Origin of the sequence: Pseudomonas sp. GV071 (genome assembly GCF_003050835.1) — a bacterium.
In the GTDB taxonomy this organism is placed as follows: Bacteria; Pseudomonadota; Gammaproteobacteria; order Pseudomonadales; family Pseudomonadaceae; genus Aquipseudomonas.
In genome coordinates, this window is sequence record NZ_QAOJ01000003.1 from 232,532 (window position 1) to 255,605 (window position 23,074).

Below are 23,074 nucleotides of genomic sequence, written 5' to 3' on the forward strand. Positions count from 1 at the left end.
CCAATGCACTCCCTCGACGATCCCCGTTTCTATTACCTGGCCAACTTTCATAAAGCGCTGGCCTGGCTGGCTGCGCGTTATAACGACTTGTTCGACGCGCACGAGGCGGCCTTCTTCCGTCAGTTCGGCGAGCTGCCGCTGGCCTCGCAGGCGCTGCTGACGCGGATGATCATGCGCAAGGGCCCGCACTTTCGCGCCAGCAAACTGAGCTACGAAGAAATCGGCTGTCCGCGCCAGGCTGCCGAGCCGCTGCTGGCCCATGGTTGGATCAGCAATGCGTACACCCTCAGCCTGCAGGAACTCTTCGTCTACCTGCGCAAGGACGAAGTGCTGCAGCAGTTCGGCGCCCTGCTCGCCACCCGCACCGCCAATAAACCGCAACTGCTCGAACAGCTGGAAAACCAGCTGGAAGGCGAACGGCCATTCAGCCAGTGGTGCCCGCACCTGGACGACCCGCTGTTGACGCTGGGCATCGGCGAATTGATCGACCGCCTGCGTCTGATGTTCTTCGGCAATCTGCACCAGGACTGGATCGAGTTCGTGCTCTCGGACCTGGGCATTTTCCGTTACGAGCAGGTTGAGCTGAGCGCCGACTCGCGCGGGTTTACCCGCCGTGAAGACGTCGATACCTACCTGCACCTGTGGCACTGCCGCCAGCGCTTCGAGGCTGGCGAGCCGTTGACCGAGGTATTGGAGCAAATTGCCGAAGTGCACACCGAGAACCCGTTGCTGGTGGAGCGGCGCGGCAAACTGCTGTTCGCCATTGGCCAGCACCTGGAACGCCTGGGCGAGCTGGAGCATGCCTTGGCGTTGTATGGCGTTAGCGCTTATCCACAGGCCCGACAACGGCAGATTCGCGTGCTGGAACGCCTGGCTCAGTACGAGCAGGCACACGCCCTGGCGCAGCAAGCCGCTGCCTCGCCGGTCAACGATGCCGAAGCACAGCTGGTGGCCCGCGCCCTTGCCCGCCTGAACCGGCAACTCGGGTTGGCCAAAGCCAGCAAGCCAGCCAAGGTGGAAGCCGGCCTGATCGAACTGAGCCTGCCTTTTCACCCTGACTTCAGCGTCGAACAACGCGTGCAACTGCACCTCGGCGAAGACCATGCCCCCGTGCATTACGTGGAAAACACCCTGATCTGCAGCCTGTTCGGCCTGCTCTGCTGGTCGGCGATTTATGCGCCGCTGCCGGGGGCGTTTTTCCACCCGTTCCACAGCGGCCCGGTGGATTTATTGCGCGCCGACTTTACCCAGCGCCGTGCCGCGCTGTTTGCCGAGTGCCTGGCGGCGCTGGACAGCGAGGCCTACAAAACCCGCATCCGCGCTACCTTCCAGGAAAAATTCGGCATCCAGTCGCCCTTCGTGTACTGGGGGCTGCTCACGGAAGAATTACTGGAACAGGCCCTCACCTGCCTGCCCGCCGCCCATTTGCGCGCCTGGTTCCAACGGTTGCTGGGCGACATCAAAGCCAACCGCGCCGGCATGCCCGACCTGATCCAGTTCTGGCCGGCCGAGCAGCGCTACCGAATGATCGAGGTAAAAGGCCCCGGCGACCGCCTGCAAGACAACCAGAAACGCTGGCTGGCCTTTTGTGCCGAGAACGGCATGCCGGTGGACGTTTGTTATGTGCAGTGGTGTGAGGCGTGATTTATCAGGTAGCCGTGCGGGCAATGTGCGAGTTCACCGCCAAACAGGGCGACCTCGACTTGCGTTTCACCCCCTCGCCCACTGCTCAGGAAGGCATTGCCGGGCACATGAGCGTGGTCGCCCGGCGTGGCTCGGGTTATATCGCCGAGCTGCCGCTAAGTGGCGAATATGAAGGGCTGCTGGTGCGCGGCCGCGCCGATGGCTACAACCCCGATGACAACCTGCTGGAAGAAATCAAAACCCACCGCGGCGATATTTCGCGCATTCCGGAAAACCACCGGCTGCTGCATTGGGCGCAGGTGAAGGTCTACGGCGCTCTGCTGTGCCGCCAATACGAGCTGGAAGAAGTCGACCTCGCGGTGGTGTATTTCAATGTGCTTACCCACAAGGAAACCAGCTTTCGCGAGACCTTCAGCGCCAACGCCCTGCAGGCGTTCTTCGAGCTGCATTGCCAGCGTTTTATCACTTGGGCCCAGCAGGAACAGGCGCACCGCATCGAGCGGGATACCAGCCTGGAGCAACTGCGTTTTCCCCACGCGAGCTTTCGCAGCGGCCAACGCCAACTGGCGGAGGCGGTGTACCGCGCCGCCCGCGACGGCCACAGCCTGATGGCGCAGGCCACCACCGGTATTGGCAAAACCATTGGCACCCTGTTCCCGCAGCTCAAGGCCTTTTCCGAGCAGAAACTCGACCGGCTGTTTTTCCTCACCGCGAAAACCCCTGGTCGGCGCCTGGCCCTGGATGCCCTGGAAACCCTGCGCGCCCAGGAGCCGAAAATCGCCCTGCGGGTACTGGAACACGTGGCCCGTGACAAAGCCTGCGAACACCCGGACAAAGCTTGCCACGGCGACTCCTGCCCGCTGGCCAAAGGTTTCTACGATCGCCTGCCGGCCGCGCGCAAAGCGGCGCTGGACAGCCAATGGCTGAACCAGAACGCCGTGCGCGACGCCGCCCTGGCCCACGGCATCTGCCCCTACTACCTGAGCCAGGAGTTGTGCCGCTGGAGCGACGTGGTGGTGGGCGACTACAACTACTACTTCGACATGACTGCCCTGCTCTACGGCCTTACCCAGCTCAACGAGTGGAAGGTCACCCTGCTGGTGGACGAGGCGCACAACCTGGTGGAGCGCGGCCGTGGCATGTATACCGCCGAGCTGTCGCAGGCGCGTTTCACGACCATGCGCGGCTTGGCGCCCAAGGGCCTGAAGAGTGTGCTGGACCGGGTCAACCGCCACTGGAACCAGCTGCACCAGGACCAGGAAGCGCTGTACCAGGTGTACCCGGCGGCGCCGGACCTGTTGATCATGGCCCTGCAAAAAGCCGTCAGCGCGATCACCGACCACCTCACCGACCAGCCCACCGGCAACGAGGCCGAGCTGTTGCACTTCTACCTCGACGCCATGTTGTTCTGCCGCCTGGCCGAGGTGTTTGGCCCGCACTCGCTGTTCGATATCAGCCGCCACCTGGGCCCGGGCGGCAAATCGCAGTCCACCCTGTGTATTCGCAACGTGGTGCCAGCGCCGTTCCTTGCTCCACGGCTGGCCGCGGCGCATAGCTGCACGCTGTTCTCGGCCACCTTGAGCCCGGCCAACTATTACGCCGACCTGCTCGGCTTGCCGGAACAAACACCGTGGCTGGACGTGGAGTCGCCGTTTCTTGCCGAGCAGTTGCAGGTGCAGGCGGTGAGCAACCTCTCTACCCGCTACGTCGACCGCGAGCGCTCGCTGGCGCCGATCAGCGCCTTGATGGCCCGCCAGTTCGCCGAGCGGCCGGGCAACTACCTGGCGTTCTTCAGCAGCTACGCCTACCTGGAGCAGGTGCGCGACGAGTTCGTCGCCGCCCATCCGCTGGTGCCGATCTGGGTGCAATCACGGCAAATGGACGAAGCCGAGCGCCAACACTTTCTCGAGCGCTTTCAGGAGAGTGGCCAGGGCATCGGCTTTGCCGTGCTCGGCGGCGCCTTTGGCGAGGGCATCGACTTGCCCGGCAACCGCCTGATCGGCGCCTTTATCGCCACCTTGGGGCTGCCCCAGATCAACCCGATCAACGAGCAGATCAAGCAGCGCATGCAAGCCATGTTCGGCAGTGGGTACGACTACACCTACCTCTACCCTGGCTTACAGAAAGTCGTGCAGGCGGCTGGGCGGGTAATCAGGACCCAGCAGGATTCAGGGGTGGTGTATCTGATGGATGACCGCTTCAGTCAGGCGGCGGTACGGCGGTTGTTGCCGACCTGGTGGGAGGTGGGACGGTGTCGGTTGCCGACGGTGGATGAGACGCTCGCGCCGTAGGTTGGGTTGAGCCGAAGGCGAAGCCCAACGATACACATCAACCAGCCACAACCCCGCCACCAACCAGAGCGCCGGGTTGCCGCGAGCCTCCCAACCGTCCTCCTCACGACCGCGCGGGTCAGGCCTGGCGGCCTGCCCAGATAGTGCGCCCCAGTGATGACGCAATGTTGGGCTTCACCGGCGGTTCAACCCAACCTACCCCTGGCGCACGTCGAGCCGAAGCGTAAGGAATTAGCCCAGCAACTCGGCAAAGGCTTTGTCTGCTTCCAGCACGGCTGGCAATGCGGCGAACACTACGTCCAGGTCCAGTTCTTCAATCAGCGGCCCGTGCAACGACTCCTTGGCTTCGTCGGTGGCGCCGCCATGGGTTTGCACGGCTTCGGCGATCAGCACGGCCTGGGCCAGGGTTTTCGGCAGCGGGTTATCGGCCGGGGCTTGCGACGGCTTGCCTTGCAGGGCGATAGCGGTCTGGATCAGCTTGGGCAACTGCCAACGGCGGGCCAATTCGGCGCCCACTTCCGGATAACCAAAACCCAGTTGCAGGGTTTCGTTAGCGGCGCGGCCGGCGGCGTTGCCGTGTTTGCTGGCATTCAACTTCGGCGCGTACTGTGGCGCCCCCGTCTGAATCAGCAGCTCACCGATGTTGTGCATCATGCCGCAGGTGAACGCGGTGTCGGCGTCCCGGCCGGCCTGCTTGGCCAGCAGGCGGCTGATACTGGCGACCTGAAAGCTGTGAATCCAGAAACCCTTGAGGTCGAAACTGGCGTCAGCCTTGAACGCGCCGGTCACCGCTGAGGCCATCACCAGGGTGCGCAAGGTATTGAAACCCAGGCGCGAAGCGGCGTCTTCAATGCTGGTGGATTCGCGGGCGCCGCGGTAGCGCGAGGAGTTGGCCAGGCGCAACACCTTGGCGGCGATCACCGGGTCCTTCGAGATATTGCGCGCCACGGCGTCCAGGCTGGACGAGGGGCTATCGAATTGCTGAATCAGTTCCAAGGCCACCTTGGGGATGCTGGGCAAGGCATGCAGGTCGGCGAACAGTGTTTCTATATCCATGAGCTCACTCTCGGTTGAACGGCTTGTTAGGAAATCATAGGCAACTTTTTTCAGCGCACCGCAACACCTTGGTGTGTGCCCCACCGTTGAAACTAGCAACTGCCCGTGACCGGCGCTAACGCTGAATGCGAAAGCCCTTGGGCGACAGGCCCGTGCCGCGCTTGAAGAACCGCGAAAAGTAGGCGGGATCGGAAAAGCCCAGGCTGTCAGATACCTGATTAACGGTCATGGCGCTGTACACCAGACAGCGTTTGGCTTCTAAAAGTAGCCGCTGATTGATCATCTGCAACGCCGACTGCCCGGCCAGGCGCCGGCACAAGGCATTCAGATGGGCGGCGCTGATGCTCAGGGCGTTGGCGTAATGCTCAATCGGCAAGTGCTGGCGATAGTGGCTTTCCAGCAGGCGGGTGAAGGCGTCCACATGCTCACGCCCACGGTCCGGGCCCTGGGCCTGGGATTGCGCCTCGGCACGGCGGCTGAGGGACACCAGCAACACACTGATCAGCGACTGCAGCATCAGGTCGCGGCCGCTCTGCTGCTGGTCGTACTCGGCGGCAATCGACTCGAACAGCGCATCCAGGTAGCGCCCTTCACTACCGATGGACCTCTCAATGGAAAAGCACGCCGGCGTGCGCAGCACCTGGCTGTCCAGCGTGGCGCCGAGCTGTTCGGCCAGCGGCTGGGCCAGGCTGAGGATGTAGCCCTGCACGTCGTCGGAAAAGCGAAAACCGTGCACACACAGCGCGGGTACCACCTGCAAGGAACTGCTGCGGACCTCGGTCAGTACGTCCTCGACCTGCAGTTGCGCCTGCCCGGACTGCACATATAGCAACTGCACCAGATCACTGTGGCGGTGCGGTTTGATCTGCCAATGGTGCAAGCGGCTGCGTTCGGGAATTGACTCGCAATGGATCAGGTCCGGCATCGGCCAGGCACCGGTCTCGCCATAGAGTTTGAACACCGGAACCGGATTTTCTGTGTGTTTGAGCACCGCCACCATCCACGAAAAGTGCAAGAAAGCTGTTCGATATTGCCTTCTAAGCCGGCCTTTAACCACAAAAAATACAGGCGTTATAAAAACAACTAAGTTCCTCGACGGAACAGGACAACGCCCATGAAAACCCAGATCGCCATTATCGGTGCCGGCCCCTCCGGCCTCCTGCTCGGCCAGTTGCTGCACAAGGCCGGGATCAGCAACGTCATCATCGAACGGCAAACCCCTGACTACGTGCTAAGCCGCATCCGTGCCGGCGTGCTGGAACAAGGCATGGTCGACCTGCTGCGCGAAGCGGGCGTCAGCCAGCGCATGGACGAGGAAGGCCTGGTGCACGACGGTTTCGAGCTGGCCTTCGACGGCCGCAGCGAACATATCGACCTCAAGGGCCTCACCGGCGGCAAGACGGTGATGGTCTACGGCCAGACCGAAGTCACCCGCGACCTCATGCACGCTCGCCAGGCCGCTGGCGCCAGCACCTTCTACAGCGCCAGCAACGTGCAACCCCATGAACTCAAGGGCGAACAGCCCTACGTGACCTTCGAGCACAACGGCGAAACCTTGCGCCTGGACTGCGACTACATCGCCGGTTGCGATGGATTCCACGGCGTGTCGCGCCAATCGATTCCCCAAGGCGTGCTCAAGGAATTCGAACGGGTCTACCCCTTTGGCTGGCTGGGCATCCTCGCCGACACCCCGCCGGTGAACGAAGAACTGATCTACGCCAACCACGAACGCGGCTTTGCCCTGTGCAGCATGCGCTCGCCGACCCGCACCCGTTATTACGTGCAGGTGGGAGCCGAGGAAAAGGTTGAAGACTGGTCGGATGAGCGCTTCTGGGACGAACTGAAAGCCCGCCTGCCGGCGCCCGTAGCGGCCAGGCTGATCACCGGGCCATCGATTGAAAAAAGCATCGCGCCACTGCGCAGCTTTGTGGTCGAGCCGATGCAGTACGGGCGCCTGTTTCTGCTCGGCGACGCCGCCCATATCGTCCCACCCACCGGCGCCAAGGGCCTGAACCTGGCGGCCAGCGATGTCAGCACTCTGTACCGGATTCTGCTCAAGGTGTATGGCGAAGGGCGCACCGACCTGCTGGAAAAGTACTCCGAAATCTGCCTGCGCCGAGTGTGGAAAGCCGAGCGTTTTTCCTGGTGGATGACCTCGATGCTGCACCGCTTTCCCGATACCGATGCGTTTAGCCAGCGCATGCAGCAGACCGAGTTGGACTACTTTGTCGGGTCTGAGGCCGGGCGCAAGACCATCGCCGAGAACTACGTGGGGTTGCCCTACGAAGCGATCGAGTAACGGCTTTTGTAGGGTGTGCTCCGCGCACCAAACGATCTTCCCGATATCGCAACGGTGCGCACAGCACACCCTACAAGAGCTCGTTCGTTGTTACCGCAACAACTGACTCAACACCGCCCGCAACTTGCCAGGCTTCACCGGTTTGTTCAGCAACGGCGCGCCCAGCGCTTGCAGCTCTTGCCGGCACCGATTACTGCGGTCGGCGGTAATCATCACCGCCGGAATCGCCAACCCAAAATGCTCGCGCAAGTGCTGCACCACCTGGCACCCGGTGATGCCGTGATCAAGGTGGAAGTCAGCCAGAATCAACTCCGGCGCCTGCCCTTGCAGCACCTGCAAGGCCGCCTCCTGGTCCGTGGCGGTGAGCACCTCACAACCCCATTGGCCGAGTAACGCGGCCATACTGTCGAGAATGCTCACTTCGTTATCCAGCACCAGCAAACGCCGGCCCGGCAGCGGGTTGCCGATCACCGCCTGGGGTTTTGCCGCCAGCGTCGGGGTTGGTACCTCAAGGCTCAACGGCACTTCAATACTGAACACCGAACCGCGCCCCGGCTTCGAGCGCACCTGCACGGCACAGCCCAGAATGGCGGCAATCCGCTCGACAATCGCCAGCCCCAGCCCCACCCCTTTGCGGTCAGCCGCGCGGCCGACATCCAGCTGATTGAACTCCAGAAAGATCGCCGACAGTTGATCCGCCGCGATCCCCCGCCCGCTGTCCCACACCTCGATAAACAAGCGCTCGCCGCGCCGCCGCGCGCCCAGCAGCACGCCGCCCTGGCTGGTGTAGCGGCAAGCATTGCTGAGGAGGTTGCGCAGAATACGGGTGAGCAAACGCAGGTCGGTGTGGATCGCGTAGTTGGCAATCCGCGTGCGCAAGGTCAGCCCCGCCGCTGCCGCTACCGATTGGAATTCCGAAGCCAGCGGCGCCAGCACTTCGTCCAGGCGGTACACATCGATATCCGGTTTGATCGCGGCCTGGTCCAGCTTAGAAATATCCAGCAGGTCGGTGAGCAAATCTTCGGCGCCTTCCAGCGCCTGATGGGTGCGCTCCACCAATAAGCTTTCCGCCGCAGGCAAATGCCGTTCGCGCAGGGTCGAGACCAACAACCGCGCCGCATTCAGCGGCTGCAGCAGGTCGTGGCTGGCAGCGGCCAGGTATTTGTCTTTGCTCAGGTTGGCGGCCTGCGCCACATCGCGGGCTTCGCGCAGTTGTTGGTTGAGGGTTTGCAACTGCTCGGTGCGGCTGGCGACGCGCTGCTCCAATTCATCATTGAGAGCCTGCAAGCGCTGCTGGGCCTGGATGCGTTCGGTGATGTCAGCGACAAAGCCCTCCACCAACCCTTCTTCATCCGGCTTGAGCAACAGGTTCATCAGCACATCGACATGGCTGCCATCCTTGCGCCGCAGCTGGGTGATATAGCCAAACAGGCCGCCATCCAGCCGCAACCGTTCACGGATAAGCAGCAACTCCGCCTCGCCGCCCATAAACAGGTGGCTGGCCATGTCGGTGAGGCTCCACAGCACCTGCTGTGGATCGTCGTAACCGAGCATCCGCGCCAACGCCGGGTTGGCGGCGCGCAAGCCCTCGTGCAGGCTGGCCTGGAAGATGCCGTGCACCGCGTGTTCGAACAACCATTTGTAGCGATTGCGCTCGGTCTCCAGCTCTTCCAGGCGCGTCAGCAGTTCCGGGTAATGGCTTTTGCGCGCCGACTGGCTGCCCAGGCCGAGCAGGCCGGCCAGGGCTTTCTGCTGTTCCTCAGAGGGCCTCGCCATACACGACCTCGACGTCCCGCTGGCTTGACTCGCGGGGGTTGGTAAGGATGCACGGGTCGCCCATGGCGTGCTGCGACAGGAACGGAATATCCGAGGTGCCGACGCCGTGCAGGCTCAGGGTTTCATGGAAACCGACTGCGTGTTTGAGGGCAATCAGGTGCTCGACCAGACGCTGACGGATCTGGTTGTGATTGAGCCCGCGGCAGTCGATGCCCAGGGTTTCGGCAATCACCTTGAATCGCTCCGGCGCGGCGCTGTAATTAAATGCCACCACATGCTCGACCAGCACCGCATTGCACAGGCCATGGGGCAGGTCGAGAAAGCCGCCGAGGCTATGGGACATGGCGTGCACCGCACCGAGAATGGCATTGGAGAACGCCAACCCGGCCTGCATGCTGCCGAGCATGATTTTTTCGCGCAGGGCAATGTCCTGCGGGTTGGCGATCATCTGCACCAGGTTGCCATTGATCAGGCGCATGGCCTCCAGGGCATGGGGGTCGGTGATCGGGCCGTGGCCGGTGGAGACGAACGCCTCGATGGCATGCACCAGTGCGTCGATGCCGGTACAGGCGGACAGGAAGGGGTCCATGCTCGCCGTGGTTTCCGGGTCGATCAGCGACACATCGGGCACTACCGCCTTGCTGACGATGGAGAATTTCATCCGTTCCTGCTGGTTGGAGATGATCACGAACTGCGAGACATCCGCCGAGGTGCCGGCGGTGGTGGGGATCAGAATCAGTGGCGGGCTGGGCACGCGGATGGTGTCCACCCCTTCGAACTCGAGAATGCTGCGCCCGTGCGCCACGACAATGCCGATGCCCTTGGCGCAATCCATCGGGCTGCCGCCGCCGACGGCGACGATGACGTTGCAATTGTTCTCGCGGTACACCTCGGCGCCGCGCATCACTTCCTCCACGCGCGGGTTAGGCGAGACCTCGGTGTACAGGCAATAGGCAATGTTTTGCGCCTGCAGGCTGGCTTCGATATCGGCCACCCAACCGGCGGCGAGTACGCCGGGGTCGGACACCACCAGCACCTTGCGCGCGCCAAAATTGGCGGCAAAGTTGGCGACATGGTGCCGGCAGCCGGCACCGAAGACGATTTCCGGGGAAACGAATTTACGCAAAAGGCTGAGATCGTGGCTCATCGCGGGGCCTGGTGTTTTTTTGTTATGAGTGGGGTGGAGGCTACTGGAATGGCGGGGTATTGCAATGCGACGTTAGGGTAGAGCTCAGGTGGCGCAATGCTTTTGTAGGGTGTGCTATGGGCACCAAGCGATTGCCCGGCAACCGCAACGGTGCGCATAGCACACCCTACCAAAAGGCCGCTAGAGCAACCGCCGATAAAACCCCAACTCCAGCTCCAGCACCTCTTGCAGGTGCTCGGCCCGGCGAAACCCATGCCCCTCATCCGGGTAAAAATGCTGCTCCACCTCAACCCCTTGCGCCTGTAATGCCGCCACCATACTGGCCGTCTGTTCCGGCAACACCACCGCGTCCCGCCCGCCCTGGAAAAAGATCACCGGTGCGGTAATCCGACTGGCATGAAACAACGGCGTGCGCGCCTCATAACGCTCGGCGTCGGTAATCGGGCTACCAATCAACCAATCCAGATAATCGCCCTCGAACTTATGCGTCACCCGCCGCAACGCCAGCGGGTCGCTTACGCCATACAAACTCGCGCCACCGCGAAACACCGAATGAAAGGCCAAGGCACATAACGCCGTGTAGCCACCGGCACTACCACCGCGAATAAACGCCCGCTGAGGATCGATGCGTCCAGCCCCCGCCAGGTGCGCAACAACCGCTACTGCGTCTTGCACATCCACCACGCCCCACTGCCCTTCCAAGCGTTGCCGGTAGGCGCGGCCAAAGCCGCTGCTGCCGCGGTAGTTGAGGTCGGCGACGGCAAAACCACGTTGGGTCCAGAACTGGATGCGCGGGTCGAACACCGGGTAGCACGCGGACGTCGGCCCACCGTGCAGAAACACCACCAGCGGCGGTTGCTCGGCGAGCGTGGAAGCCCGTGGCGGGGCGTAGAAAAAACCATGGGCGCGCTCGCCATTGCTGCGGTAGTCGAGGGCTTCTGGCAGCGCTACCTGATCGGCCGCCAGCGGCTGCTCACCGCCTGCCAACACCTGCACCTGGGCATCGCCACGGCGGATCGCCAGAATCGCCGACAGGCCGTTTGGCGCCTCTGCGATGCAGTAGAAAAAATCGCTGTCGACCGCCAACGCGCGAAAGCGGCTGTAGTCGGTGGCCAGCGGCTGCTCGACACCTGCCGCCGACTGCGTCAGCAACTCACCCCAGCCATTGACCAGGCGAGTGAGCAACAAGCCGCCGCCGTGCAGCGGCAAATAACTGCACGAACCCAACTGCCAGGGCGCGCTGGCGTGGTCGGCCTCGACACCGTGGGGCAGGCGCTGCCAGTAGCCGTCCACCTCACCCCACGGCTGCCACCAACCGTCACGGTCGCTGAGGCAGATCAACCGGCCTTCGCCATCGAAGCGCGGTTGTTGCAGGGACTCTTCACTATTGCCGCCGGCCACCACTTTCAGCAACGGCCAGTGCCCCCGACTGTCGCGGCGCGCGCTGCACAATCGGGTCTGGGTCCAGGGCTGCGCCGGGCGGTCCCATTCGATCCAGGCCAGGCGCTGGCCATCGTCGCTGAGCACCGGCGAGGTGTAGAAGTCGGCGCCTTCGGCCAATACCGTGCGTTGCCCGGTCGCCAGGGCGATGCTCACCAGCCGATTGCGCACGCGCCCCTGGCCGTGGCATTCCTCGACCGCGATCAGCGCCTGTGCCAGCCGGTCGAAGTGCAGGTCGCCGTAGCGGCACTGCAGGCTTTCGCCCAGGCGCTGCACACTGCCGTCGTCGAGTTGTTGCAGGTAGAGCTGCTGGTCGCTGTCGTTGACAAAGCCCACGCCGTGCTCGGTGAGGCAAAACACGCCGCCGCCGTACTCATGCACGCGGCTGCGCATGGACAAGTGCGCCGGGGTCAGGCACTGCGCCTGTTCGGCGTGCCAGCGCCAGAGGGTATTGCGGCCGTCCTGCGGGTTGAACTCAACCCAGAACAAACCCTGAGCGTTGACCTTGAGCTCGGCAAAGTCGCGGCTGGCCGAGGCCGCTTGCCGGGCCGACCAGGCGCTGGGGAAAAAACCATAACGCGCAGAGCTGTCGTGCATGGGAGAAGGCTCACCTGGATGCGTTAGACCACTGCAGGCGGTACCGCTGATAAGCCGGTCCACGGTCAGCGCGAAAGAGTACGCCTCTCTCACCAACGATCAAACCTTCAGAATCAACCGTGATGCCTTTTCATTGCGCATGGTCAATGCCTGCATGCCTTGCGAGGCCCGCTCGGCCTCCTCGCGGGCGGCCAGAATTACACCGTGATGGGCCGACTTGCTGCACACCGGGTCAGCATTGCTGGCGTCTCCCGTGAGCATGAACGCCTGGCAGCGGCAGCCACCGAAGTCTTTGTGTTTTTCATCGCAGGAGCGGCATGGCTCGGGCATCCAGTCATCGCCGCGAAAACGGTTGAAACCAAACGACTCGTTCCAGATATGGCTGATGCTGTGTTCCAGCACATTGGGAAACTGCACCGGCAATTGCCGCGCGCTGTGGCAAGGCAAGGCGGTGCCATCCGGGGTGATGTCGAGGAACAGATTGGCCCAGCCGTTCATGCAGGCCTTGGGGCGTTCTTCGTAGTAGTCGGGGGTGACGAAGATCAGCTTGCACGGGTGGTTCTGCGCCTCCAGCCGGGCGCGGTATTCATTGGTGATGCGCTCGGCGTTGGCCAGTTGCGCGCGGGTCGGCAACAGCCCGGCACGGTTGAGTTCGGCCCAGCCGTAGAACTGGCAGGTGGCGAGTTCCACGAAGTCGGCTTGCAGCTCCAGGCACAGGTCGATGATCCGCTCGATACGGTCGATGTTGTGCCGGTGGGTGACGAAGTTGAGCACCATCGGGTAGCCGTGGGCCTTCACCGCACGGGCCATGGCCAGCTTCTGGGCAAAGGCCTTTTTCGAGCCGGCGAGCATGTTGTTCACCTCCTCGTCGGCGGCCTGGAAGCTGATCTGGATATGGTCCAGACCGGCCTCGCTGAATTCGGCAATGCGCTTCTCGGTGAGGCCGATGCCGGAGGTGATCAGGTTGGTGTAATAGCCCATATCGCGGGCGGCTTTTATCAGCTCGGCGAGGTCCTGGCGCACCAGCGGTTCACCGCCGGAAAAGCCCAACTGCGCTGCGCCCATTTCCCGCGATTGGCGAAATACTTCGATCCACTGCGCGGTGCTCAGCTCCTTACCGTGCTTGGCAAAGTCCAGGGGATTTGAACAGTACGGGCATTGCAGGGGGCAGCGGTAGGTCAGCTCGGCCAGCAGCCACAGCGGCGGGCCGGGTTTGGGCACGTTGGGCTTAGCGCTCTCTACCTTAGAGAAAGTCGATCCAGAACTGAGCACTGGCCACCTCCATAAACGCGAAGATGTCTTCGTCGATACCGGGCACATCGGGGAAACGCGCGCGCAGGTTGGCGATGATCGCGGCGACGTCCTGCTGGCCGTCGATCAGCTTGAAAATCTCGCTGGCGCTGTCGTTGAGCTTGATCATGCCTTCGGGATAAAGCAGCACATGGCAAGCCTGCGCGGGTTCGAATTGAAAGCGGTAGCCGCGGCGCAGGACGGGGACCTTGCTTGTGGGTAGAGCGTGCACAGGCGTCATGGCGTACTCCCATAGGGTGTGCTTTGCGCACCATTGCGCACGCCGATGAATCGCTTGGTGCGCATAGCACACCCTACAAAAGCGCTCATAGCGTAATCCCCCGATGCCAGACGTGTGCGTCGGTTACCGTGTGGTACGGCGGGCGTTTCAGCTCATAGGCCATGCTCATGGCGTCAAGCATGCTCCACAGCACATCCAGCTTGAATTGCAGAATCTCCAGCATGCGTTGCTGCGCCTCGAAGGTGGTGTAGTGCGCGAGGGTGATGCGCAGACCATGTTCGACATCGCGGCGCGCCTGCTTCAAACGGCTGCGGAAGTAGTCGTAACCGGCGGGGTCGATCCAGCTGTAATGCTGCGGCCAGCTGTCCAGGCGTGACTGGTGAATTTGTGGAGCGAACAGTTCAGTCAGCGAACTGCTGGCCGCTTCCTGCCAGTTGGCACGGCGGGCGAAGTTGACATAGGCGTCTACGGCAAACCGCACGCCGGGCAATACCAGCGCCTGCGACAGCACCTGCTCGCGGTCCATGCCGACCGCTTCGGCCAGGCGCAACCAGGCCTCGATACCGCCCTCCTCACCCGGCGCGCCGTCATGGTCGAGGATGCGCTGAACCCACTCGCGCCGGGTGTCGCGGTCCGGGCAGTTGGCCATGATCGCCGCGTCTTTCAGCGGGATATTCACCTGGTAATAAAAACGGTTGGCCACCCAGCCCTGGATCTGTTCCCGGCTGGCGCGGCCTTCGTACATGGCCACGTGGAAGGGGTGATGAATGTGGTAATAGGCGCCTTTGGCGAGCAGCGCTTGCTCGAATTCGGTGGGGGTCAGGGCAGTGGGCATGAAGGTGGTCCTTTTATTGTTATCGGTGCGCCATCGGGTAACCGGTCCAACATGCTGGGTCCCAGCCTGCGCTGGGACGACAGAGGTTTTTTGCACCCTCCACCGTCATCCCAGCGCAGGCTGGGATCCAGGATTGGCTGTCGTACGCCAATTCCAGGCGTCACAGCTCAATACTCATCCCATCCCACGCCACTTCAATGTCGTGCTCAGCGAGCATCGCCCGCTCGGGCGAGTCGACGTCGAGAATCGGGTTGGTGTTGTTGATGTGGATAAGCACCTTGCGCGGGCCGGCCAAGCTGTCGAGCACTTCAATCATCCCGCCCGGCCCGCTCTGCGCCAAATGGCCCATTTCGCTGCCGAGCTTGTCGCCGACTTCGCACACGCGCATTTCGTCGTCGCGCCACAAGGTGCCGTCCACCAGCAGGCAGTCGGCGCGGCCCATCCGGGCCAGCAGGCTGTCGTCTACCTGACCCAGGCCCGGTGCATAAAACAGCGAACGGCCGGAGCGGGTGTCTTCTACGAACAAACCAATATTGTCGCCCGGATGCGGGTTACCCCGGTGCGGCGAATACGGCGGGGCGCTGCTGCGCAGGGCGATGGCGGTAATGCGTAAACCTGGGCAGGCGGGAATGCTGAAAGGCTCACCATCGAGACTGATCAGGTTGTGCTGCAAGCCACCGTTCCAGTGGGTCAGCATGGGAAACAAAGGGAAGCCGGTGCTCAGGTCCTGATGGACCATCTCCGTGCACCACACCTGATGCGGGCAACCTTCGCGCAGGCTGAGCAGGCCGGTGGTGTGGTCGATCTGGCTGTCGAGCAGAATTACTGCGCCAATCGCGGTGTCACGGAGTTTGCGAGCCGGTTGCAGCTTGGGGAAGGATTCCAGCTGCACGCGGATATCCGGCGAGGCGTTGCACAGAATCCAGTGTTGACCATCGTCGCTCAGGGCAATGGACGATTGCGTACGCGGTTGCGCGCGCAGGGTGCCGGCGCGCACGCCACGGCAGTTACGGCAATTGCAGTTCCACTGGGGAAAACCGCCCCCGGCAGCGGAACCGAGAATCTGGATATACATAGGGCGATCTCACTGAGGCGGCCGCGTTGGCAAATGCCCCGGCGAACCGGGGCACTTCTCTTGGAGCAAGAGCCGGCTCAACGATTGGCGAAGTACATGGTCACTTCAAAACCAATACGCAGGTCGGTGTAGGCGGGTTTAGTCCACATGGGTCGTTCCTCTTGTTGTTGATGGGGTCTTTCACGTCGAAAGCATCACGCCGGTTTTTCACCGACAGGCTGAGTTAACCACCAGGACCAGACCCGCCGAATGCTACTTTCGAACGAGTTTTGCCCCTGATTTAGTAGCGCCGTTGCGACACCTGATCCAGCGTGTTGCGACACCTGTGTCATCCGTGGCACAGCTGTGCCGACTACCTGTTTTCCCCCTGCACGCCTTGCGGTGCGCTGGCTCGGGCCTTGTGGCCGGACGCTGGGCTTTCGGCATGTCGCTTGCTGCAGGGGCAGACATGCGACGGAAGGATGACTGCAAGAGGTAGACCATCGGGCTATGGTTGCACTACCTGCCTGCGTGTCAGCTCCGCGCAGGCCAAAACAACAAAACGTCGATCCGCAGCGCCTCACCCGCTGCAGGCATCGGCCACCGGGAGTACTGCTATGCCTTTGCATGCCGTGGAAACCAATGCCAGTGAACTGGCCGCGTTCGTCAAAGACCACTTCCCCGAACGCAGCTTTCGCCCCGACCGGGTGATCGCCGAATCGCTGTACCGCAGCGTCAACCTGTACCAGCTCAATCCGCGCGCGGTGAATGTCAAACACATCCTCACCGCCGAGGAAATCCGCCAGCACCAGCAGCAACACCAGGAGTACCTGGCCATCGCCAGCCAGGGCGTCACCGGCCTGGCCAAACGTGTGGTGCAAGCCGGGTTTGCCGTGCTGCTCAGCGATGAACACGGCATCACCCTCGACTCACGCCTGCCCAACCAGCGCGACCCGTATACCCAATCGGGCCTGATCGTCGGCGCGCGCTGGGACGAGTCGGTGGCCGGCACCAACGGCATCGGCACCGCCTTGGCCGCCGAACAGGCGATGACCATTCACCGCGAAGAACACTTCCTCACCTCCAACTTTCGCCTCAGTTGTTCGGTGGCGCCGATCTTCGATGCCCAGGGCTTGCTGCGTGGCTGTCTGAACGCCACCAGCCTCAACAGCGACGGGCCGAAAGAGGCGCAATACCTGACGTTGCAGCTGGTGATCATGTATGCGCGACTGATCGAAAACGCGCACTTTCGCCAGCGCTACCGCGACTGCCTGACCCTGGCGATCAAGCCGCGTGACGACATCACTGACCTGGCCAACGAACAGCTGCTGGCCATCGATGAAAGCGGCCGCGTCATCGGCGCCAACCGCGCTGCGTTTGTGGCCTATGACCAGGTACAACACCAGGCGCTGCTCGGCCGGCGCATCGACAGCCTGCTGCCGGCCAGCGTCGACGAGCTGCTGAGCATGACCAGCGGCGGCGCCCGTGGCGTGCAGATGCGCGCCTTGATCGACGAGGCGCTGGTGGACGTCGGCCTGCGTATTCCGGTCGGCCGTGTGCGCCCGGCTCAGGTCAGTCACCTGCCAGCAAAACCGGCCGCACAACAGCATCCGCAACTCGATCAACTAGGCGGCAACGACCCGCTGCTGCAACAAGGCGTGCGGCGCATTCGCAAGGTGCTCGACAAAGGCATCCCGGTGCTGATCACCGGTGAAACCGGCACCGGCAAAGAAGCCTTCGCCCGCGCCATCCACCAGGCCAGCGCGCGCCGCAGCGGGCCGTTCGTGGCACTGAACTGCGCAGCGATTCCGGAAAGCCTGATCGAGAGCGAACTGTTCGGCTACCGCGGCGGCAGCTTCACCGGGGCCAACAAGAAGGGCCAGAAAGGCAAGCTGGAACTGGCCAATGGCGGCACCCTGTTTCTCGATGAAATTGGCGATATGCCAGCCCACCTGCAGACCCGTTTGCTGCGGGTGTTGGCCGAGCGGGAGATCTCGCCCTTGGGTGCAGAGGCACCGGTAGCGCTGGATGTGCATGTGGTGTCGGCGACGCACCAGAACCTGGCCGGAATGATCAGCGCCAAGCAGTTTCGAGAGGATCTGTTTTATCGCTTGAGTGGCATGACCCTGCACTTGCCGGCGTTGCGCGAGCGCAGTGACCGGGAGGCCTTGATCGAGCAATTGCTCGCTGCCCAGCCGGGGGCGCGGGGGTTGCGTCTGGATGAAGAGGCGCGGGCGCGGTTGTTGGGGTATGGCTGGCCGGGGAATATTCGGCAGCTGTTGAATTGCCTGAGGTATGCCGTGGCGTTGGCTGAAGACGGGGTGATTGATCGGGAGTGTTTGCCGGCGGAGTTGCAGGGGGCCGTACTGGCGGTCAGTGCGCCGGTTGCGCCCTTGAGTAATAGCTTGGCTGAGCAATTGGGTGGGGATGAGGTTCGGCATTTGTATGCCACGTTAAGGCAGCATCAGTGGAACATCACGGCGGCTGCCGAGAGCTTCGGCATCTCCCGCTCCACGCTTTATCGGAAGATGAAGAAGCATGGGATTGTGCAGCCTAATGAGGTTTTTTGACTGCGATTTTCTGGCGGTCGGTGATGGTCTTCATTGGCGCGTGTGCTGGGCGTTTTGTTTCGCGCCTTACGCGCGAGTCACTTTTTAGCAGTCGCCCTAAAAAGTAACCAAAAACGGCTTGCCCCCACCTTGGGTTTTCACTGCGTGAAAACTTCCCTCGCTACGTCGTCGCTTCAGGGGCCGGGCTGAGGGCCATCCATGGCCCCATCCCTCTCCGCGGCTCCCGGCCGCTACGACCCCTTACGCAACGACTCCGCTCGGCCTGGCGCTAAAGGGGCGGGTAAATCAAAAGCCAGATCAAATGCCCCTCTCCCCCGGCCCCTCTCCCGCACGCGGGCGAGGGGTGACGTATGGCGACTGTCGCGTTTGTTTTTTGTAGGAGCCAACTTGCTGGCGAACCCTGCAAACGTAGGTTCCGAATTACCTTTTCCAGGGTTCGCCAGCAAGCTAGCTCCTACGAAGAACAGCCCCCTCTCCCGCGTGCGGGAGAGGGCTGGGGTGAGGGGCCGTTGATCTGGCTTTTGATCTTGATCTGCCCGCCCCTTGAGCGCAGGCCGAGCGTAGTCGTCGTGGAAGGGGTTGAGCGGCAGGAGCCGCGAAAGGCAAAGACGGGCCATGGATGGCCGCGTTTTGTCGGGGGCGCCTAGCCGACCCCTGGAGCGGCGACGGAGCGAGGGTAGTTTTCACGCAGTGAAAACCCAAGGTGGGGGCAAGCGTTTTTGCTTACTTTTTCCGCGACTGGAAAAAGTGAGTCGCGCGTAAGGCGCGAAACAAAACGCTCAGCACACGCGATAAACCAGAAACACCAAAGCAAAAAAAGCGGTCCCACCCCGTGAAGTGAGCCCGCCCAAAAGCACTGCTTACCTAATCAACTCCCAGGATTTACTCCTGGATATAAACCACATGCGTATGCGTAAACTCATACAACCCATGCTTGCCATCCGCGCCACCAATCCCGGATTTACGCGTACCGGCATGAAACCCCTGCATTGCTTCGAAGTTCTCGCGGTTGATATAGGTCTCACCAAAATCAATCTCACGGGCAGCCTTCATCGCCGCACTCAAGTTGCGCGTATACAGCGATGACGTCAGCCCGTACTCACTGTCGTTGGCCAGGGCAATGGCCTCGTCCAGGTCATCGACAATCTGCACCGGCAACACCGGCCCGAAGATCTCTTTGCGCATGATCTCCATATCCGCCGTGCAACCGGCCAACACCGTCGGCTGGTAGTGGAAGCCTTTGCCCAGGTCAGCCACAGCGCCGCCGGTAATGATTTGCGCGCCCTGCCCGCTAGCGGTTCTGACCATCTGCGCGACCTTGTCCAATCCGATCTTGTTCACCAGCGGGCCCATATCCAGATCCGCATCCACTGACGGATCACCGTATTTGGTCGCCGCCATGGCGCTGGCCAGCTTGTCGATAAATTGGTCAGCCACCTTGCGCTCGACATACACCCGCTCAGCGCAGTTGCACACTTGCCCGGTGTTGATCACACGCGAGGCGGTAATGGCGTTTACTGCCAGTTCCAGATCGGCGTCGGCCAGGACAATGGCCGGCGCCTTGCCGCCCAGTTCGAGGTTGAGTTTGGTGATGTTCGGCGCGGCGGCGGCCATAATTCGCGAGCCGGTGAGTACGCTACCGGTGAAGCTGATCAGGTCGATACCGGCATGGCTGGTCAGCGCATGGCCAGCACCCGCGCCAGTGCCGCTGACGACGTTGAACACGCCGGTGGGCAAGTCGGTTTCCGCCACGAGGCGAGCGAATTCGAAGCAGTTGATTGGCGTCTCTTCGCTCGGTTTGATCACGATGGTGTTGCCAGTAATCAGCGCTGGCGCCATCTTGCGGGCGATGAGAAAGAACGGGAAGTTCCACGGCAGAATGCCGGCCACCACGCCCAAGGGTTTGCGTTGCAGAAAGATGTGCTCGCCCGGGCGATCGCTGGTCAGCACTTCGCCTTCCAGACGGCGTGCCCACTCGGCCATATAGTCGAGGTAGTCGGCGGTGAAGTTCACTTCCACCATCGCCAGGCCGGACACTTTGCCTTGTTCCTGGGTGATGATCCGCGCCAGGCGCCCGGCGTTGTCGCGCACTTTCTGAGCGATTTTGCGCAGATAGCCGGCGCGCTCGATAGCCGGTTTGGCGGCCCAGCCTTTTTGCGCTTTACGGGCGGCGGCGATGGCGCGTTCCACTTGCACATTGGTGGCTTGCGGCACGCGGGCCAGCAGCTCGGCATTGGCCGGGTTGTACACCTCGATCAGCTCTTCGCTGCCGATAAAGGCGTTATCGATGTAGTTCTCGTAGGTCAGGATGTTGCTCATACGGGTATCTCCTGTTCGCGCTTGAACGCCCGCCGTGGCGGGCGGTTGAAGATCAGTTGCTGGCAGTTTTTTTCGCTGCGGCCAATTGCTCTTGCAGGTCGATGGCGCGCTTGATCAGGTACTGGTGCACGGCTTCGGCCTGCTGAATATCCAGATGGCCCTGGAACGACGGCATGCCGTCAGGAATACGCCCGCCGTAGATGATGCCGAGGAAACGTTCGTGGTTTTCCTTGCTCAGGGTGCGCAGGTCCGGCACTACGCCGCCGCTGATGGCGTTGATGCCGTGGCATTGCGAGCAGCTGCCGTTGAACAGCTCACGGCCCTGGTCGATCTGCGCGGTGGTGCCGGTCAGCGCCGGTGGCTCGGGTTTGCGCTCGGCGAAGCGGTCTTTGAGTTCCGGCAGTTTGGCGCTGCCGCCGAGTTTGTAGGTCAGCACCTGGGCGTTGGGTTTGACCCCGGCGTGCAGCGACAAGGCGCCAGCAAAGGTCGAGAACGCGCCACCCCAGCCGGCCATAAAGGTCACGTACTGTTCGCCGTCCACTTCATAGGTCACCGGTGCTGCCATCACGCCGGTATTGGCCGGCGATTCCCAGACCTTGGTGCCCTTGTCGGCGGTATAGGCCACTACACGGCCATTGGCGGTGCCTTCAAACACCAGGTTGCCGGCGGTGCTCAGGGTGCCGCCGTTGAAGATGGTGCTGTACGGCACTTCCCAGCGGGCTTCCTGCTTGATCGGGTCCCAGGCAATGAGTTTGCCCGTCCAGGTATCGGCGATCTTGCGCAGACCTTCTGGGTCTTCCGGCATCATCCCGGTGTTCACGTCGAGCTGGTAAATGCTCTTGAACTTGGAGCGCGGCGGTGCGCCTTCAACGTCCTGGTACATGGCCGACATGATGTGCGCCGGGATATACACCAGGCCCGTGGCCGGGTTGTACGACATAGGCTGCCAGTCATGCGCGCCCCAGAAGGCCGGCTGAATCAGGCGGGCTTTTTTCTCCGGGTCTTTCCAGTAGTCCGAGACTTTTTCGTTGCGGATCGGCCGGCCGGTTTTCATGTCGACGCCGGTGGCCCAGTTGATCGGGATGAAGTTTTTCGCCGATAGCAGTTCGCCGGTGGCGCGGTCGATCACGTAGAAGAAACCGTTCTTCGGCGCCTGCATCAGCACCTTGCGCGGCTTGCCGTTGATTTCCATGTCCACCAGCATGATGTGCGCGGTGGCGGTGTAGTCCCAGGCATCGCCAGGGGTGGTCTGGTAGTGCCAGACGTATTCGCCGTTGTCCGGGTTAATGGCGACGATGGATGAGAGGAACAGGTTGTCGCCCTTGCCTTCGCTGCGAATACGCGGATTCCACGACGAGCCGTTGCCGACGCCTATGTACAGCAGGTTCAGCTCGGGGTCGTAGGACATCGAATCCCACACGGTACCGCCACCACCTTGTTTGGCGTAGTTGTCGCCAAACCAGGTCTTGGCGGCGATTTCCATGCCTTTGCCTTTGGGCATTTCCTTGGGGTCACCGGGCACGGTGAAGAAGCGCCAGTCCTGCTTGCCGGTCTCGGCGTCGTAAGCGGTGATATAGCCACGCACGCCAAACTCGGCGCCGCCGTTGCCGATGATGACCTTGCCTTTGACGATGCGCGGCGCACCGGTGATGGTGATGCTGCGGCTCGGGTCGGTGCGGGTATCCACACTCCAGACTTTTTGCCCGGTCTTGGCGTCGATGGCTTCGAGGCGGCCGTCGAGCACGCCCACGTAGACCTTGCCATTCCACACCGCCACACCACGGTTTACCGCGTCGCAGCAAGCTTCACCGGCGCGCGAGCGGTCGGACTGCGGGTCGTATTTCCACAGCAGTTTGCCGTCGCGGGCATCGAGCGCGTAGACGATGGAAAACGGCCCGGTGGTGTACATCACGCCATCGACAATGATGGGCGTGGCTTCGACGCCACGGTCGATATCCAGCTTGTAACTCCAGGCCAGGCCGAGTTTGTCGACGTTGCCGTCGTTGATCTTTTTCAGCGGGCTGAACCGTTGTTCGTCGTAGGTACGGCCGGTGGTCATCCAGTTACCGGGCTCGCTGTCGGCGGCGCTGATCCGCGCACCATCGACAGCGGCAGGTTTGTCCGGGGCTGCCATGGCGTGGCCGGAAATGGCCGCGCTCAACAGCAGGGAGGCGAAAAGGCACCGCTGCAGGCCAATCTGATTCATCGTGGAATCTCCAGTTCTTATTAGGAGCCGCAGCGTCGCGCTGCTGACCAAGGGACTGGAGCAACGGCTGTGCCAGGGGTTCTTTGTAAGGCTGAAGGCCAGTAAGGGCGGGGGTTGTAGCGAAGCGGTCGGTTGTGGAAGTGATGTGCAGGTGTCGCATGAATACGACAGGTGATGCGACAGGTGTCGCGTAGGGTGTGCTATGCGCACCAGACGTTTACTGGGAAATCGCTTGGTGCGCACAGCACACCCTACGGGAGCGGTGTTTGCTTGCGGCATAAAAAAACGCGGCCAGGCCGCGTTGCGTTA

16 protein-coding genes are annotated in these 23,074 nt (G+C 62.2%); 4 read left to right on the forward strand and 12 right to left on the reverse strand.

Annotated features, from left to right (window positions below):
• The first annotated feature begins 3 nt into the window (after window positions 1-3).
• Window positions 4-1,644 carry a VRR-NUC domain-containing protein gene (locus C8K61_RS07670; RefSeq protein ID WP_108095613.1) on the forward strand — a complete coding sequence of 547 codons (1,641 nt, stop codon included), beginning with the start codon at window positions 4-6 and terminating at the stop codon, window positions 1,642-1,644.
• A gap of 23 nt (window positions 1,645-1,667) precedes the next feature.
• A complete protein-coding gene (locus C8K61_RS07675) occupies window positions 1,668-3,935 on the forward strand; it encodes an ATP-dependent DNA helicase (protein WP_371919977.1) in 2,268 nt (755 codons plus the stop codon).
• Window positions 3,936-4,166: 231 nt separating this feature from the next.
• Here C8K61_RS07675 and C8K61_RS07680 read toward each other — a convergent pair whose 3' ends face one another.
• Complete coding sequence (locus tag C8K61_RS07680; protein ID WP_108095615.1) at window positions 4,167-4,991, reverse strand: HDOD domain-containing protein; 825 nt, start codon at window positions 4,989-4,991, stop codon at window positions 4,167-4,169.
• Between the two features lie 115 nt (window positions 4,992-5,106).
• Entirely contained in the window at window positions 5,107-5,991 is an 885-nt protein-coding gene (locus C8K61_RS07685; protein WP_108095616.1) for a helix-turn-helix domain-containing protein, read from the reverse strand.
• 114 nt (window positions 5,992-6,105) lie between these two features.
• On the opposite strand from C8K61_RS07685, the gene pobA reads away from it, so the two are divergent.
• The gene (gene pobA / locus C8K61_RS07690; protein ID WP_108095617.1) at window positions 6,106-7,290 is read left to right on the forward strand and encodes a 4-hydroxybenzoate 3-monooxygenase; all 1,185 of its coding nucleotides are present in this window, start codon (window positions 6,106-6,108) and stop codon (window positions 7,288-7,290) included.
• 90 nt (window positions 7,291-7,380) lie between these two features.
• Here the strand turns inward: pobA and C8K61_RS07695 are convergent, their stop codons facing one another.
• The 8 genes from C8K61_RS07695 to pqqA all read right to left on the reverse strand — a co-directional run bounded on the left by C8K61_RS07695 (window position 7,381) and on the right by pqqA (window position 15,840).
• Window positions 7,381-9,066 carry a NahK/ErcS family hybrid sensor histidine kinase/response regulator gene (locus C8K61_RS07695; protein ID WP_108095618.1) on the reverse strand — a complete coding sequence of 562 codons (1,686 nt, stop codon included), beginning with the start codon at window positions 9,064-9,066 and terminating at the stop codon, window positions 7,381-7,383.
• Window positions 9,050-10,213 (reverse strand): alcohol dehydrogenase-like regulatory protein ErcA, encoded by a 1,164-nt coding sequence (gene ercA, locus C8K61_RS07700; RefSeq protein ID WP_108095619.1) that lies wholly within the window; start codon window positions 10,211-10,213, stop codon window positions 9,050-9,052. The genes C8K61_RS07695 and ercA overlap by 17 nt, the downstream gene beginning before the upstream one ends.
• A 180-nt stretch (window positions 10,214-10,393) precedes the next feature.
• Entirely contained in the window at window positions 10,394-12,250 is a 1,857-nt protein-coding gene (locus C8K61_RS07705; protein ID WP_108095620.1) for a S9 family peptidase, read from the reverse strand.
• A 99-nt stretch (window positions 12,251-12,349) separates the two neighbouring features.
• Window positions 12,350-13,522: a pyrroloquinoline quinone biosynthesis protein PqqE gene (pqqE, locus tag C8K61_RS07710; protein WP_256589381.1), complete on the reverse strand. Its 1,173-nt coding sequence runs from the start codon at window positions 13,520-13,522 to the stop codon at window positions 12,350-12,352.
• Window positions 13,494-13,781, reverse strand: a complete 288-nt coding sequence (gene pqqD / locus C8K61_RS07715; protein ID WP_108095622.1) for a pyrroloquinoline quinone biosynthesis peptide chaperone PqqD — start codon at window positions 13,779-13,781, stop codon at window positions 13,494-13,496. The genes pqqE and pqqD overlap by 29 nt, the downstream gene beginning before the upstream one ends.
• A gap of 85 nt (window positions 13,782-13,866) precedes the next feature.
• Window positions 13,867-14,616: a pyrroloquinoline-quinone synthase PqqC gene (pqqC, locus tag C8K61_RS07720; protein WP_108095623.1), complete on the reverse strand. Its 750-nt coding sequence runs from the start codon at window positions 14,614-14,616 to the stop codon at window positions 13,867-13,869.
• 160 nt (window positions 14,617-14,776) lie between these two features.
• Window positions 14,777-15,691 carry a pyrroloquinoline quinone biosynthesis protein PqqB gene (pqqB, locus tag C8K61_RS07725; protein ID WP_108095624.1) on the reverse strand — a complete coding sequence of 305 codons (915 nt, stop codon included), beginning with the start codon at window positions 15,689-15,691 and terminating at the stop codon, window positions 14,777-14,779.
• 77 nt (window positions 15,692-15,768) lie between these two features.
• Entirely contained in the window at window positions 15,769-15,840 is a 72-nt protein-coding gene (pqqA, locus tag C8K61_RS07730) for a pyrroloquinoline quinone precursor peptide PqqA (RefSeq protein WP_003243383.1), read from the reverse strand.
• Between the two features lie 447 nt (window positions 15,841-16,287).
• Between pqqA and C8K61_RS07735 the strand changes: the two genes are divergently transcribed.
• Window positions 16,288-18,240 carry a sigma-54-dependent Fis family transcriptional regulator gene (locus tag C8K61_RS07735; protein ID WP_108095626.1) on the forward strand — a complete coding sequence of 651 codons (1,953 nt, stop codon included), beginning with the start codon at window positions 16,288-16,290 and terminating at the stop codon, window positions 18,238-18,240.
• 882 nt (window positions 18,241-19,122) lie between these two features.
• Here the strand turns inward: C8K61_RS07735 and aldA are convergent.
• Both aldA and C8K61_RS07745 read right to left on the reverse strand, forming a co-directional pair.
• A complete protein-coding gene (gene aldA / locus C8K61_RS07740) occupies window positions 19,123-20,559 on the reverse strand; it encodes an aldehyde dehydrogenase (protein ID WP_108095628.1) in 1,437 nt (478 codons plus the stop codon).
• Between the two features lie 52 nt (window positions 20,560-20,611).
• The gene (locus tag C8K61_RS07745) at window positions 20,612-22,765 is read right to left on the reverse strand and encodes a PQQ-dependent dehydrogenase, methanol/ethanol family (protein ID WP_108095630.1); all 2,154 of its coding nucleotides are present in this window, start codon (window positions 22,763-22,765) and stop codon (window positions 20,612-20,614) included.
• Window positions 22,766-23,074 lie beyond the last annotated feature (309 nt).